The sequence below is a fragment of the Gloeocapsa sp. PCC 7428 genome (assembly GCF_000317555.1).
Lineage (GTDB): Bacteria > Cyanobacteriota > Cyanobacteriia > Cyanobacteriales > Chroococcidiopsidaceae > Chroogloeocystis.
In genome coordinates this window covers 5257178-5271700 of record NC_019745.1, presented here as the reverse complement: position 1 = coordinate 5271700, position 14523 = coordinate 5257178, and the positions used below count along the sequence as shown (strand labels likewise).

The window sequence follows — 14523 nt, the reverse complement described above, 5'->3', positions numbered from 1 at the left end:
GTGCAAAGCATACAATTGATGCTGCTTACGCTACCTGTAGCCTAACCCATTCTCGAAACGCGCGTCGCATTGCTTTTTTTCCTGAGGCTCGATGTTGCTGAATAAAAGGAATAATTTGCTGTACTGGAATCTTAGGAAAGGCTAGACTTGTATCGGTTTCGACATATGCTTCGCCCTGAAGTTGGTAAATTTTAATTTGTCCTTTGTCGTAACGCCAAATTTCAGGAACGCCTAATCTTGCGTAAATTGGCATTCGATCGAGAGACTTGCTTGTTATATCAATTTCTAGAACTAAGTCAGGGGGCGGATCTTGAGTAAGGTCAAAATCTAATTTACCGCGAATGACTGACTCATGTTGAAAGTAAAAACAGTTATCAGGTTCTACTCCTGCTAGCAAGTCTGGGCGCTTCCAAGTGGTAGAACCAAGTGTTTCGTAATCAACATCGAGAACATCTGCGAGATCTTTAACTAAATCTCCAACTGCTTCTTTGTAGTATTCATGTTCGGGTAATGGAGCCATAATTTCTAGAATACCTCGGTCATAAGCAAGTCGAGCCGCACGACGATCTCCCAATTGAGATAGTATTTTTTCAAATGTCTGCCAGCCAACGTTTTCTAATAAGACACTTTTTCCCGCAGGTATGCTGAGGAGAATGTCAGTATTAGCAGTTAAAGTTGCTGTATCTGGAGTGACTAAGTATTTTAAGGCAAGTTGCATATCTTTGGTGGTAATGGGTAATGGGTAATGGGTAATAACTATTATTGCCAATGACCAGTTTTCAAGTTAAGTTCATTTTCGTTAGATCCAAATCTAAAGCCGCAGCAACTTGTGCTAATTTCTCTAAGTCTGTAGGATCGGCAAAATAAGGTAAGCAACCTAGAACAGGAATATTTGTGAGCGATTGAATTAATTCGGGAGGAGTTAGATCTTCAATTTCTTGTGGCGATCGCGCTTGAGTGCAATTGAGGACAATTCCTTTAAGCAAAACGCGCGTTTGTCGGGCTAACGCGACATTAGCAACAGCAGCAGCGATCGCACCTAAACGTACAGGAACAACAAGCACCGTAGGTAAGCGCCATTCGGCGGCTAAATCGGCGACAGTAAACTCGGAAGTTACAGGCGAACCTAACCCGCCTAAAGCTTCTACTAGGACAAAATCTCGCGATGTTCTTAAGAGTTGTAACGTTCGCCAGACAATTGCCAAATCGATATCGCGATTTTCCTTCGCGGCGGCGATTGGTGGCGCTAGCGGGGCTTCAAAGTAAAGTGGTGTAATTTCCGCGATCGATTGATTGAACGAAAACAGCTGCGAGTAAAGTTCGCGATCGCCAACTCCAGATTGAATCGGCTTCATAATTCCCAAGTTACGGAAACGATTCCGCCAGTAAGCAGCTAACGCTGTTGTTAAAACGGTTTTTCCCGCCTCGGTATCTGTTCCTGTAACTAGTAATGCATTCACATCAATTCACTTAAGTAATGGGTAATCATAGTAGGGGTCAGAGATCAGTTGACAGTGAAGAGAGTGTGGGAAGACTTTGTCAACTATTAACTAGCAACTTAGCGTGTTCGATGTCCTAAGTATCTCTTCTATTGCTATGGGTAATGGGCAATAGATATTCTTGCCAATGACCAATGACCAGTTAACTTATTGTAAATTTTCGATGCCGATATTTACTGCAAAGTCAACATCTTCTTGTGCTGTCGGAATGACATCAATTTGATAATCACCAGTTTGCGATACTTGTGATTGCCAGTTCAATAAATTCGTAGCACCCTCGATGAGTTGTCCATCGGGATTGCGAATATCTAAGGTAACATCTCCCTGGGCTACCGCTACCGATAAAACTTGCCCTTCTTGGACGTTAACTAAATAACGCGTTATTTGCTGTGGTCCTGTGATACCGGATGGCGTGACAGTTTCTCCAGGATTTACCGTGATTCGTTCGGGGACGACAGTTGGTACGACTGTTGATGGTGGAGTTTCTGTTGGTGTTGGTGTGGGCGTTGGGATGACAGGATTTTCGAGTAAAACATCAAGCTGATAGCTGCTTTCTTCGATTCCCTGCACAGGGCTGAGTTGAATTGTATACTCGCCAGTAAACGGCAATGTTCCTTGATAGCGCGTTACCCTGCGGGCTAAGTCTTCAATCGGTGCTTGATTGGGTCCTAATACTGTTAAAAGAACGCCTTCTTGCGCGAGAGTCGCACTCAGTTGTTGTCCTTGTTCGCCATTGAAGGTGTAATTCGCAGTCGCATTCGCTTGCAGCGTACCAGCAACACTCGCTGTCGCACCAGGTACGAGATTTAACTGTTGACTATAAGTTGTCGGTTCAGGAGATGGTGTTTCTGTTACCGTTGGCGTTGGCGTCGGGCTTTCGGGGACGACTGGAGAGGGAAACGACTGGGGTTCTGGGGTGCGGGTACTTAGAAAATAACTAACGAGGAATAACGAACCAAATCCGGCGACTAAAGCAACACAAATCCCTATTCCAATCACCGCCCAAGGATTTTCCCAGATTTCGCGTTTTCGCGGTGCGGGAATTACGGGGTCAGTTTGCCTTGGTTGACGCGAATTTGCAGCAATTAAATCAGGGCGACGACCGACGGCGATCGTTTGAATTTGCGACACTTCGGGTGCGGTAGGTGCGGGGGAGTTTGATGATTCTGGAGATGCGATCGCCCTGCGTTGCAGATTGGGTAGTTGTGGATTTGTCGCCTGAAGATGATCGACAGCAGATAAAGCTTTCGCAACTTCCACAACCGATTGATAGCGATCGCCAGGACGAATACTCAACATTCGGTTCAACACCGCCGCAAATTCTGGGCTAACTGTTACCCACTGTTGCCAATTCCACGTCAGTTCCGTATCGTCAAATAATTCTTGCGGTTCTTTTCCTGTCAGCAGGACGATCGCCGTTACGGCTAAAGCATACAAATCGCTATTCGGGTAGGCTTTTCCTGTTTGTAGTTGTTCGCTTGGCGCATAACCTAATTTGCCTACTGTAGTCGGTTGTGATAAATTTTGTCCTGATTGAAACTGCGTTGCTAATTCTTTGACAACACCAAAATCAATCAATACAGGTTTGCGATCGCTTTCACGCAAAATAATATTATCTGGTGAAATATCGCGGTGAATAATACCACGCGTGTGTAAATGCGCAAGTACTGGCAATAATTGTCGAATCAACTGCAACACCGCAGCCTCCGAAAAAGTTTGCCCTTGGGCTTTGTGTTCTTCTAGTAAGTCGCGATAAGTTTTGCCTTCAACGTAGTCCTGTACGAGAAATAGACGCTGATCTTCTTCAAAATTGGCACGAAATTGCGGAACTTGAGGATGTTGAATTTGATATAAAGTTGCAGCTTCGCGTTGAAATAGCTCTTTTGACTTTTCTAAATGAAAACTATCGTTTTGATTTGGAATCAGTTCTTTCAGCGCGCAGAGTTCGCCAAATCGCCCTTGATCTTGCGCTAAATACGTCCGCCCAAATCCTCCCTGACCCAAAATTTGAGTTATACGGTAACGGTTTTGTAGTACACTTCCCAGTGGAATAGGTGGTTGCATCGTTTTTGATAAATCTTAAGCTATTCTTCAAAGTTCGACAGTTCACTTTTTAAGACCAAGTAATTTTACCTAAAAGTTTCTCGGTCAACCTGCAACTTCGTAATAAGATTCTTTGCTACTCGCTAGATTTAAGGAGTAACAATTATTTGGCATAGTTTTCAACACAGTTCGTATTCTAATTCCTACAAGCCAATCATTCAAAATTCAAAAAAATAGTTTAAATTGCTATTACTAAAAACATTATCCAAGCTTATAATTAAAATTCCCTGTGATTGTGCAATAAGTCACTAAAGCAGTGATGATAAGATTTCAATGAAGGTGCTCCGAGGGTCTGCCGTGCTCAGTTCTGCAACTTTGACACTTCAGTCAGCTCCTACTGCGGTTGCTGATAATAACCGTCTGCGCTTATTTTCTGGCTCTGCTAATGTACCGTTCTCCCAAGAAGTCGCTCGTTATTTGGGCATGGAATTGGGACCGATGATTAGAAAGCGCTTCGCAGATGGCGAACTTTACATTCAAATTCAAGAATCCATTCGCGGTTGTGATGTTTATCTCATTCAGCCGACTTGCCATCCCGTTAATGATAATTTGATGGAATTGCTGATTATGATCGATGCCTGTCGTCGGGCTTCGGCGCGGCAGATTACAGCAGTTATTCCCTACTATGGTTACGCGAGGGCGGATCGCAAAACAGCGGGGCGCGAATCGATTACTGCTAAATTGGTGGCTAACTTGATTACTCAAGCAGGAGCCAATCGCATTGTAGCGATGGATTTACATTCCGCGCAAATTCAAGGCTACTTCGATATTCCCTTTGATCACGTTTATGGTTCGCCAGTTCTCATTAACTACTTAGCAAGTAAGCAACTTGCTGACTTGGTTGTCGTTTCACCCGATGTCGGAGGTGTTGCAAGAGCAAGAGCATTTGCGAAAAAGTTAGACGACGCACCGCTGGCAATTATCGACAAACGCCGTCAAGCACACAATGTCGCGGAAGTTCTTAACGTCATTGGTGATGTTGAGGGCAAAACTGCGGTACTTGTAGACGACATGATCGACACTGGCGGTACGATTACCGAGGGTGCTAAGTTATTGCGCGAACAAGGAGCGCGTCAAGTTTATGCATGTGCGACGCACGCTGTATTTTCACCACCAGCAATCGAGCGATTATCGAGCGGGATTTTTGAAGAAGTGATCGTCACTAATACAATTCCTGTTCCTGAAGATCATCGTTTTGCGCAACTCACAGTACTTTCAGTGGCAAATCTCATCGGTGAAACCATCTGGCGCGTTCATGAAGATAGTTCGGTAAGTAGTATGTTTCGTTAGTTAGACGTCTGAGGGGCAAGAAATGCCCCTATTTTGTGTTCTCTTAAAAAAGATGAATGTCAAATATAATATCAATAATATTGTGTAGCAACGCAGTTCCATGTCAATACCAAAGCATTTCACAGTTGCAGACGGACGTAGACTTCAATGCGTAGTATGCAAACATGATTTGTTTTGGCGTCGAGAAGCGCAGCTAAACACGGCGATCGCTACCCTCTTTGGTGTAGATTGGGCTAATAAATCTGCTGTCTGTTTAGTTTGCGACTATTGCGGCTATATTCATTGGTTCCTTCCCTCATGAATGAACATCAATGTTAATTGCTTTGAGTTGCAACCGCTTAAATCACTTCTAGTGAAATGTGTTAACAGTCGTTATAAATAATTGAGAAACACTTCAGGAACTAACTTAAGTTCTCCAGTTTTAAAACGATCGCACTCTACCCAAAGCGCGGTTTTTTTCCGTTTACCTTCTTTAAAATCAAGCGTATCGATTTGATAGAATTTGGAATCGACAAAATCGCACTGATAAACGAAAAGAATTTCGTGTCCTGGTTTATCGTTGTAGGTAAACAAACTTTCGATGCAGTCGAGATAGCGAATGTTGGTGATTTCCGCTTGAATTTCTTCGTAGAATTCGCGTTGTAAGGCGTCGCGGCTTGTTTCTCCAAAATCAACACCACCACCCATCGCACGATAAAAAATTTGTTGTTTACCAGGGTCGTAGCCTTGAGAAAGAAAAACGCGTTCGCTATCCTTAACTAATCCCAAAGCTAATACGCGAATTTCACCAGGTTTGTGCATTGTGTTAATTATTACTACCGTCGTAGATAAAGCTTGAACGGCTCTCGCTATCTTCTACTGTCCAGTCTTCATTTTCGCCGCCAATGTACAATGTCGCAATACTGACGTATTCCTGGCTAAGTTGCTTTAAAGCATTGATGAGAATATCCAGCGCGATCGCATCACTCGTGCCTAAGTCAAACCAACAACGCCCCCATGTTCCCTCATATTCAAATTCTCCCATATTGTGCATCAGTGCCATCAAGCTTTCATCAGCCGTTTGTTCGTCATAATGCATATAGCTGAGATCGAGTCCTTGCTCTTGCACTTGTAGATTTTCTGCGTTGAATGCGCCGAGTTTACCGAGATAAAACCAGGAGTTGAAGACTTCTTCGACATAGCGTTTCTCCATCTCAGATGGAACGGTAGTAAACTCTAGCCAAATCCACACATCAAAAGGATCGAACTCGCGGAACTGTACCTGCATCGTTTTGGGGTAAAAATTAAAGAAGGTTGACAACTTGTCTATACCAATCTTAATCAATTATGAGATTTGGAAAATTTTTGAGTTGGTAATTGGTAATAGAGTTAAAGTAGCTAGGTTGGCTACTGGCTTGTCTTATCAACATCAGAAACGCGTGATTAACTAGCACCGCTAACGCGTTGAACCGTTCTACTACGTTCGCGTTCAATTTGCTTAACTAAACTTGATGGAAGTTGGTCTTTTTTGGCGATCGCGCGGTCAAAGTTTTCTACAGCGGCTTTCAATGCGGACGGATTATTTTGCTTTTTGCCTTGTTCGGCGAGAATTTGGGCTTTAAGATAGTACAACTCAGGATTATTTGGAGTCGCTTGTAAAGCGCGATCGACGTAAGTTAACGCTTCGGTATATTGATCTAAATCGCGATAGCCAATTGCTAAACCGCGATCGGCTAAATACCTAGGTCCGGCAAATCTTACAAGTCTATCAATCGCTTGCTGTGGGCTGGAAAATGGCAAATTAACGGCTAACATCAAATCCATATAGCCCCGCAGAAGATTTAGTTCGGGATCGTTGGGAGCAACGGCTTCGGCTTTGTCTAAATACGCATACACTTGTCTTAACTCGGATAGCGCTTGCGGTGTACCGCGTACTGTTCCCTCGCGTACTAAAGCTGCTGCACCTTGTAAAAAGTGACCAACAGCAGCATACAAATTACCACGTAGGGGGTCTTGCGCGATTAGCTGTCTTCCCGTTTCTAAGGTGCGCTTGCCATAATTACCAAACGCATTTATGTCATCGTTTAAAGTATACGCCAATGAAGCTTTCATTGCGTAAGCTAAAGGTTCATTCGGTTCGCTTGTCTCGGCTTGATTGAGATAATTGACGGCTGCTTGATAGTTACCTTGCTCGAATATGGCTTTGAAAGCAGCTTCTGTATTGTCGCCAATTTGACGCTGGTTAGTAGCACGAAATGGATCTTGAGCTAAAGTCGGGCTAAATCCCAAGCTAAGAGTGAGTAAAGTTGTACTTGCCAAAGCAGCAAATGTGTGTTGTACCTGAGAAAACCATCTTTTGCGCATTTTCAACCTCCAGTCAATTGTGCAGCTAGGTGTAAGACTATCTCCTAATCAATTCCTTATCCCTAAAAAGTCAACGCAACAATGCCAGAATGAATTCAGTCCTGTTTGTGACAATTACAGCACAAGAACTCATGAACTTTAAACCATTGTTAGTGTTCCCCACAAAAGCAGAGTTTAATCAGAGTCGATAAGAACTAGCATAAACACAACGCTAAAAGCCAAAGGCGAATAGCTCATAACTCAACTTGGTCTAAATTTTTTGGTAATCTTAACGGATGCTCTACCTCAAAAATCTTGTTTATCACCCTCCCGCAAGCCAAACAGCGATTCTTAAATCAATTGATCTGCAACTAGCACCTCAAAACTTGGGACTGATTATTGGTCCGAGTGGTTCGGGAAAAAGTACCCTACTAGAAATTTTATCTGGACTTGTCGAAGCAACATCAGGTGAAATTGCGTGGCGCGATCAAGAACTTAGTGCTGATTATCTACAACAACTAGGTGGCTTAGTTTTTCAATTTCCTGAACGTCATTTTTGCGGTGGTACGATTTTGGAGGAATTGCGCTTAGGACATCCGGAATTAGGTACAGAAAGAGTGCGCCAAGCTTTACAAGAAGTTGGGTTAGAACATTTATCTTTACAAGCTGCACCTCATGCGCTAAGTGGCGGACAGCAACGGCGTTTAGCTTTGGCGGTGCAACTTATTCGTCAACCGCATTTACTACTACTCGATGAGCCAACTGCTGGTTTAGACTGGTCAATGCGGCGACAGTTAGTGAATTTACTTGCAAAACTAAAACAGCACTGGACGTTACTTGTCGTCACGCACGATGCGAGTGATTTATTAAGCATTGCGGATAGCTGTTGGACGCTAAATCATGGCGTGTTGGAAGCTGTACCAGATCCAGCTTTACTCGCAGTCAAAGCTAAAGCTACACTTGCGACTGTCGATAAAACCTCAGTTTACACGATTGAGGAAACCTCAGAAGCAGGCTAGAGTGATTGAACAGCGACGAAATCTAGGCATGGAAACATCACCAATGCTGCCGCAAATGTTAGATATCTGGCAGCAAATGAATTGGCAACCTACACAAGCGCAACAAGCGAAGTTTCAACGCCTTTATGAATTGATTTTGGCGGGAAATCGTCAGCTGAATTTAACCCGCATCACTGCGCCTTTAGAGTTTTGGGAGAAGCATTTGTGGGATTCATTGCGCGGAATTGCAGCGTATCTCTCTACGCCACAGACAACGATGAAAATGATTGATGTTGGTACAGGCGCAGGTTTTCCAGGGATTCCTATTGCGATTGTTTGCGAGCGATCGCACGTCACTCTCCTCGACTCGACGCGCAAAAAAATGAATTTCGTCGATAGCCTAGTAGCAGAACTTGACATTTCAAACGCAACTACGTTGGTGGGTAGGGCTGAAAGTATTAACCAACTTCCGCAGCATCATCAAAGCTACGATGTCGCGCTGATTCGTGCTGTTGGTTCGCCGCATCTCTGTGCTGAGTATACCTTGCCATTTTTGAAGCCGAATGGCTTAGCAATCCTCTATCGCGGTCAGTGGACAACCGATGAAACTGAAGCTTTACAAACTAGGGTTAAGCCCTTGAGGGGTGTCATCGAGAAGATTGAAGAGTTTGTGACGCCTTTAAGTCAGAGCGTTCGGCACTGCGTATATTTACGGAAAATTTCCTGATTGTGGTTTGGCGTTGGGGTTTGGCGTTGTGGTTTGGCGTTGTGGTTTGGCGTTGGGGTTTGGCACTGCCAAACCCCTTCATATATTCGTTACGCTGTTTTTGTTGCTTGGGCTAATCGTTGATTAATCTCGTTCCAATTAACAACGTTCCACCAGGCGTTGAGATATTCTGCACGGCGGTTTTGGTATTTGAGGTAATAGGCGTGTTCCCACACGTCGTTGCCCATAATCGGGTAATTACCCTCCATAAAGGGACTATCTTGATTGGCGGTACTGGTAATTTGATAATTACCATCGCGCGTGCGAACTAACCACGCCCAACCACTACCGAAGCGCCCTTCGCCAGCCGAATTGAATTGTTTTTTAAATTCTGCAAAGCTACCAAAATTTTGGTTAATCACTGTCGCGATTTGTCCTGTTGGTTCGCCGCCACCGTCAGGACTCATAATTCGCCAAAACATCGAGTGATTAACGTGACCGCCACCATTGTTGCGTACACTGGTGCGGATATCTTCTGGAACGCTGTTAAGATTGCTTAAGAGTTGTTCTGCGCTTCTACCCTTGAGTTGAGGATGCTTTTCTAGCGCCGCGTTCAAGTTTTTGACGTATGTTGCATGGTGGCGATCGTGGTGAAAACGCATCGTTGCAGCATCAATGTGTGGTTCGAGTGCATTGTATGCGTAGGGCAGCGGTGGTAACTCGAAACTGCCACTACCACTAGGAGATTCCGCTGCTAAGGCGGTTTGCAACAATCCATGCGGACGCAATGTATCAATTGCAACTGCACCAGCACTTGCCCCTAAAAGAAATAATAAATTCCGTCGATTAAGAGTCATAAGCAATAAATGCTACTCAATTAATCAAAATTTGTTTGTTTTTTATTTTCGCAGTAACTGGTTATACCGTATATAAAATTGATAATATTCTTTACTAGGAATTGGTATGGAAAAGTAAAAAACAATGATGATTTATAGATTGACAATTTTCAGTAGAAATGTTTGTAGTAATAATGCTTATTTAGATAACAGTTTGCCGCAACCTGGAATATAAAAAGTTGCAGAATGATAGTTTCAGAAATTATTGAGACAGGCATTGTCAGCCTTACAAGAAATAATTGAGTTGCTCAAAAAAAAGATTGATTTTTATTGCTTGGATAAGCGTTGAATTGCAGCATCGCCTAATAATTGATGCGCTTCTTGCAGGATAGCAGGAATTTTTTCGGCGTGAGGACTATTTCTGAGACAATATTGTAAATCGAGTTGGTTGATGTTGGCAGCATTTGCACCAGGAAACCAGCTACCACCGCTACCTAAGAGGTTGTAGCGCATTTTTGCATAGTCAACCATATCGTAGGCGATCGCTAAATTTCTTAACCACAAAATCACCGGAATATTCACATCGCCTGGCGTTTCGCTGTGTTTGGGTAAACCGACGTGCCAAGTTTTTGCCCAACTTTCGCCTAATGATGCGATCGCCGCTTGCTCTAAACGTGCCAAAATCGGTGGTAAAACGTCATCTGAGCGATCGAGAAGTGCTAAAGTTTTTAAGTGTTCGTCAAAGTCTTGCGGACGTGCAGCACCGACACTTAATGTGTGTACTTGCGAATGACTCAAGCAAAAGAGATTATTGAACACAATAGGACTTAAAGGATTGCACAAGTCTACAAGTTTTTGTGGTGGTTGATAAAGCTTTCCACCTTTATCCGACGGACTAATGATAAACACGCCCATGTCATGACGCGTAGCAGCTGCGATCGCCGCCCAGTTGTTTTGATTGATATAGTACCAGTGCAGGTTAACGTAGTCGAATAAATCGGTTGCAATCGCCTGTACAATAATGTCTGTAGGTCCGTGGGTAGAAAAGCCGAGAAACCGGACTTTTCCTTGGGCTTGTAACTTTTGCACAACTTCTACACAACCGCCAGGGCGCACGCTTTGCTGCAATGATTCAGCATCGTTAATACCGTGAATTGCGAGTAGATCGACGTAATCTAACCGCAGATTTTTGAGTGACTGCTCAAACTTTTGCTGAAATTCGCGCGTGTTGTCACTCGGATTAATTTTAGTTTGGACGATCAGTTCCTCGCGGGGAAGACTAGGTAGAATTCGCCCTAGCTGATACTCTGAAGTGCCATAACCACGAGCAGTTTCAATATGATTTATACCAACTTCTATGGCTCTACAGATTGTTGCTTCGAGGTTTTTCTGATTATTCCTCGGAATTTGCGATGCTGGGACATCTTGCCATTTAAATTGATAGCGCATTCCACCGCAGGAAAACACTGGCATTTGGATTTGCGTACGCCCAAATCGTCTGTATTGCATCATTAACTAGGAGCGAGGAGCGAGGGGCGAGTAATAATTAGCTATTACTCATTACTCATTACCTATTTATTGTTACATTTCCTTCACTACTGGCTTACCGTCTTGCACTTCACCAATGAGGACTAAATCGGTTACGCCGACGAAAATGCCGTTTTCTAAGACGCCAGGGATGTTGTTGAGCGTTTTTTCGAGATTGGCTGGGTCGTCAATCCGATCAAATTTTACATCTACCACCATGTTGCCTTGATCGGTGATCACAGGTCCTGCTTTTTTCACGCCCATACGCAATTCTGGTTTACCGCCGAGTTTCTCAATCGCCCGCATAACGGGAGAAATTGCCATCGGAATCACTTCAACAGGAACTGCAAAGCTAGAACCTAAGCGATCTACAATTTTGGAGCTATCGACGACAACAATAAATTGATCGGCGAGGTAATCAACAATTTTTTCGCGGGTATGCGCCGCACCGCCACCTTTGATGAGATTCTTTTGCGGATCGACTTCATCCGCACCATCGATCGCAATATCAATGTGGTCAACTGCATCGAGTGTTGTTAATGGAATACCGTACTGTTTTGCGAGAACTTCGGCTTGAAAAGAGGTGGGAATCCCAACAATGTCTTTGAGTTCACCAGACTTGAGGCGATCGCCTAAAAATTGAATTGTGTACGCTGTCGTTGACCCCGTTCCTAATCCAACGATTGTCCCAGATTGTACGCGATCGGCAGCAGCTTTACCAACTTCCTGCTTCATCAATTTCACGGGATCTACGCCTGCGGTCATTCGCAAAACTCCTCAAGTAACATCAGCTATTGTCCATCTTACGTGGCAGCTGCGCGTTTCTAAACATGATTTTTTGAAAAAACGATACGTGAAGCAATATTTTTTACTTACAAAATTCAGAAAATCCACTAGCCGCGTAGCAAGCATTAAGACATAGTACATTTGAACTGTACTGGTGCGATCGCGGTTACGTTATGACATATACGCATACAACTCAATTTCTAGCATTCATTGCTCATATTACTTACTAAAGTCCAGTGAAGCTTGCAAGTGCTGCTCATTATTTATTCTGAACTACTAAAGTAATTAATCACCTACATCACCAGCGGTTTCTACGTTTAGCCACGTTTGTCAAACAATATTGTTTACAAAAAGGGTAGTTTGTATAATGTCAAATAATATTTGACGCTTAAAAAATATTTACATAGATTTCCGTGAAAATTCCGAAAAACCAGAATTGTAAAGAGTAGGAATTAATACACTTACAGTTTAGTCGTCCGACTAACTGCTATAACAATCTCAGACTCAAAGTGAAGCGTGATGAAGTCACCACTGAAGTAATTTCAACAAAGTGCGATCGCAATTATCTCATCTCTATCTATATACAGAAAACTTAACTCAGAATTTACTCGGCAAATCATAGTAACGCACTGTATTTAGCATCATAGATTGAGTTTTCCTGGGCGATCTTAACATAACTATAGAAGTCAAAAATTATGAATACACAGCAAAAAAATCAAAACAAAATTCAAGGCTTTACTCCGCGTAAACCTGCGGGAGAACGAGTCGGGAGAATGCACGGATTCAGTCCGCGCAAAGAAGATAATCAACCGATTGGACAATTTGTTCCCACAGGTAAGTTTGGCAGATTATTTCCTGAACTACGTCCCCTAACGCCCGTTAATAAAAGCTTAGAAGAGTTTAAAAAGAGTTTGGAAGCTTTAGGAAATGCAATGAGCGATCCTCAATTTCCAGACGATCCAAGCGAAAATGATCCTGCAAACGACAACAAAACTGTTCCTGCTGGCTACACTTATTTAGGTCAATTCATCGATCACGACATTACTTTTGATATCACTTCGCTGCAAGAAACGCTCAACGATCCTCTAGCGTTAAGAAACTTCCGCACCCCAATGCTTGACCTCGATAGTCTTTACGGTGCAGGTCCTGAGGTGCAACCATATCTTTATGAACTCGGAAGACCAGAGTTTTTCTTGATTGGACAAACGACTGAAAGCCCGACAGGAAGACAAGGCGAACAACTAGGCGTACTACCGAATGATATTCCCCGCGCACCGAGTATGCTAGGGCTACTCGGCGATCCTCGTAATGATGAAAATCTGATTGTTTCGCAATTACATCTTGCATTCCTTAAATTTCATAATAAGGTGGTGCAAGGAATTAAAGATGGCACAATTCAACAAGAGTCCCCAATTCGTAAGTCTGCATTTGAAGAAGCTAGAGATCTCGTTATATGGCATTATCAGTGGATTGTTCTCCACGATTTTCTTAAACGCATTCTCGACAACGAACAACTCGATCTTGTCCTCAAGCAAGGACCATCTTTTTACAAACCTACAGGCGATGCGTTTATTCCGCTAGAGTTTTCTGTTGCTGCTTATCGTCTTGGACATAGCATGGTACGCGCAGCGTATGACTACAACCGCGTTTTCACTTTTCTAGAAACAGATAGCAAACTTGCAAGTGCGACGCTACAACTTCTCTTTGAATTTACTGCTAAATCAGGAACAAGCGATACTGCACCAGGGCTTAATCCCACACTTCCGACAAACTGGGTAATTGATTGGCGCAGGTTTTTTGAAATTGACCCAAATGTACCAGCTGGTTTAAGCCGCAAATTAGATCCTTTACTTGTTGACCCTTTAAAAGATTTACCTAACGTTCCCGAACCGAAATCTTTAGCAGTCAGAAACTTACTACGCGGATTAAAAGTAGGTTTACCACCTGGTCAAAGTGTTGCCAAATTCATGGGATTTGATCCCTTAACACCTGCTGAGATTGCAACAGGGAAAGATGGAGAAGTCGCCAGAGAACATGGTTTTGATATTGAATCTCCATTATGGTACTACATTCTTAAAGAAGCAGAAATTCAAGGTAAAGGCGAACATTTAGGGCAAGTTGGTAGCCGGATTATTGCTGAAGTTTTTGTAGGATTACTTCAAAAAGATAGTAGTTCTTTCTTAGTTAGAAAACCTGACTGGAAACCAACGCTTCCTGCACAGCAGCAAGGAACATTTACGATGGCTGACTTATTCAGATTTGTTGGAGATATTAATCCGATCGGTGATTAATTAAGCGCTCAACATTAGAGCAAAGAGTAGGGTAAATTCCCTCTTGACCCTGCTCTTTCTTCAACAAATGCAATGTCTCATCATTATGAGTAATATCCAAAATTTGGCAGCATTGCTAAAAACTGTACAAAAAAAGAACTTCTGTAAAGCAAGAAATGAGCGTTT

At 43.1% G+C, this 14523-nt stretch carries 13 protein-coding genes; 4 read left to right on the top strand and 9 right to left on the bottom strand.

Translation table 11 applies throughout. The features are described 5' to 3' along the window. Positions 1-25 precede the first annotated feature (25 nt). The 3 genes from GLO7428_RS23165 to GLO7428_RS23155 form a co-directional block, all read right to left on the bottom strand. Positions 26-718 (bottom strand): Uma2 family endonuclease, encoded by a 693-nt coding sequence (locus GLO7428_RS23165; protein ID WP_015191021.1) that lies wholly within the window; start codon positions 716-718, stop codon positions 26-28. Positions 719-779: 61 nt separating this feature from the next. Next, the gene (gene bioD, locus GLO7428_RS23160) at positions 780-1460 is read right to left on the bottom strand and encodes a dethiobiotin synthase (protein ID WP_015191020.1); all 681 of its coding nucleotides are present in this window, start codon (positions 1458-1460) and stop codon (positions 780-782) included. Between the two features lie 186 nt (positions 1461-1646). Then, positions 1647-3563: a serine/threonine-protein kinase gene (locus tag GLO7428_RS23155; RefSeq protein WP_015191019.1), complete on the bottom strand. Its 1917-nt coding sequence runs from the start codon at positions 3561-3563 to the stop codon at positions 1647-1649. 312 nt (positions 3564-3875) lie between these two features. Here GLO7428_RS23155 and GLO7428_RS23150 point away from each other — a divergent pair, with 312 nt between their 5' ends. Next, the gene (locus GLO7428_RS23150; RefSeq protein WP_015191018.1) at positions 3876-4892 is read left to right on the top strand and encodes a ribose-phosphate pyrophosphokinase; all 1017 of its coding nucleotides are present in this window, start codon (positions 3876-3878) and stop codon (positions 4890-4892) included. 372 nt (positions 4893-5264) lie between these two features. Here the strand turns inward: GLO7428_RS23150 and GLO7428_RS23145 are convergent, their stop codons facing one another. From GLO7428_RS23145 to GLO7428_RS23135, 3 genes are all read right to left on the bottom strand, one after another. Beyond that, positions 5265-5693: an NUDIX hydrolase gene (locus tag GLO7428_RS23145; protein ID WP_015191017.1), complete on the bottom strand. Its 429-nt coding sequence runs from the start codon at positions 5691-5693 to the stop codon at positions 5265-5267. 4 nt (positions 5694-5697) lie between these two features. After that, a complete protein-coding gene (locus GLO7428_RS23140) occupies positions 5698-6159 on the bottom strand; it encodes a DUF3531 family protein (RefSeq protein WP_015191016.1) in 462 nt (153 codons plus the stop codon). A 155-nt stretch (positions 6160-6314) separates the two neighbouring features. Continuing rightward, complete coding sequence (locus GLO7428_RS23135) at positions 6315-7235, bottom strand: Sll0314/Alr1548 family TPR repeat-containing protein (RefSeq protein WP_015191015.1); 921 nt, start codon at positions 7233-7235, stop codon at positions 6315-6317. Positions 7236-7510: 275 nt separating this feature from the next. Between GLO7428_RS23135 and GLO7428_RS23130 the strand changes: the two genes are divergently transcribed. Together GLO7428_RS23130 and rsmG are read left to right on the top strand one after the other, a co-directional pair. After that, the gene (locus GLO7428_RS23130; protein WP_015191014.1) at positions 7511-8233 is read left to right on the top strand and encodes an ABC transporter ATP-binding protein; all 723 of its coding nucleotides are present in this window, start codon (positions 7511-7513) and stop codon (positions 8231-8233) included. 28 nt (positions 8234-8261) lie between these two features. Further along, positions 8262-8939: a 16S rRNA (guanine(527)-N(7))-methyltransferase RsmG gene (gene rsmG / locus GLO7428_RS23125; protein ID WP_041919484.1), complete on the top strand. Its 678-nt coding sequence runs from the start codon at positions 8262-8264 to the stop codon at positions 8937-8939. An 89-nt stretch (positions 8940-9028) separates the two neighbouring features. Here the strand turns inward: rsmG and GLO7428_RS23120 are convergent, their stop codons facing one another. The 3 genes from GLO7428_RS23120 to rpiA all read right to left on the bottom strand — a co-directional run bounded on the left by GLO7428_RS23120 (position 9029) and on the right by rpiA (position 12046). Further along, positions 9029-9775, bottom strand: coding sequence for a superoxide dismutase (locus GLO7428_RS23120; RefSeq protein WP_015191012.1), 747 nt, complete (start codon positions 9773-9775; stop codon positions 9029-9031). Positions 9776-10081: 306 nt separating this feature from the next. Continuing rightward, positions 10082-11263: an aldo/keto reductase gene (locus tag GLO7428_RS23115; RefSeq protein WP_041919483.1), complete on the bottom strand. Its 1182-nt coding sequence runs from the start codon at positions 11261-11263 to the stop codon at positions 10082-10084. A 72-nt stretch (positions 11264-11335) separates the two neighbouring features. Next, positions 11336-12046: a ribose-5-phosphate isomerase RpiA gene (rpiA, locus tag GLO7428_RS23110; RefSeq protein ID WP_015191010.1), complete on the bottom strand. Its 711-nt coding sequence runs from the start codon at positions 12044-12046 to the stop codon at positions 11336-11338. A gap of 716 nt (positions 12047-12762) precedes the next feature. Here rpiA and GLO7428_RS23105 point away from each other — a divergent pair. Next, the gene (locus tag GLO7428_RS23105) at positions 12763-14358 is read left to right on the top strand and encodes a heme peroxidase family protein (protein WP_015191009.1); all 1596 of its coding nucleotides are present in this window, start codon (positions 12763-12765) and stop codon (positions 14356-14358) included. Positions 14359-14523 lie beyond the last annotated feature (165 nt).

Coding starts and splice junctions, on each gene's coding strand:
- GLO7428_RS23165 (WP_015191021.1), bottom strand. CDS start 718: ATGCAACTTGCCTTAAAATACTTAGTCACTCCAGATACAGCAACTTTA.
- GLO7428_RS23155 (WP_015191019.1), bottom strand. CDS start 3,563: ATGCAACCACCTATTCCACTGGGAAGTGTACTACAAAACCGTTACCGT.
- GLO7428_RS23150 (WP_015191018.1), top strand. CDS start 3,876: ATGAAGGTGCTCCGAGGGTCTGCCGTGCTCAGTTCTGCAACTTTGACA.
- GLO7428_RS23145 (WP_015191017.1), bottom strand. CDS start 5,693: ATGCACAAACCTGGTGAAATTCGCGTATTAGCTTTGGGATTAGTTAAG.
- GLO7428_RS23140 (WP_015191016.1), bottom strand. CDS start 6,159: ATGCAGGTACAGTTCCGCGAGTTCGATCCTTTTGATGTGTGGATTTGG.
- GLO7428_RS23135 (WP_015191015.1), bottom strand. CDS start 7,235: ATGCGCAAAAGATGGTTTTCTCAGGTACAACACACATTTGCTGCTTTG.
- GLO7428_RS23130 (WP_015191014.1), top strand. CDS start 7,511: ATGCTCTACCTCAAAAATCTTGTTTATCACCCTCCCGCAAGCCAAACA.
- rsmG (WP_041919484.1), top strand. CDS start 8,262: ATGGAAACATCACCAATGCTGCCGCAAATGTTAGATATCTGGCAGCAA.
- GLO7428_RS23120 (WP_015191012.1), bottom strand. CDS start 9,775: ATGACTCTTAATCGACGGAATTTATTATTTCTTTTAGGGGCAAGTGCT.
- GLO7428_RS23115 (WP_041919483.1), bottom strand. CDS start 11,263: ATGCAATACAGACGATTTGGGCGTACGCAAATCCAAATGCCAGTGTTT.
- rpiA (WP_015191010.1), bottom strand. CDS start 12,046: ATGACCGCAGGCGTAGATCCCGTGAAATTGATGAAGCAGGAAGTTGGT.
- GLO7428_RS23105 (WP_015191009.1), top strand. CDS start 12,763: ATGAATACACAGCAAAAAAATCAAAACAAAATTCAAGGCTTTACTCCG.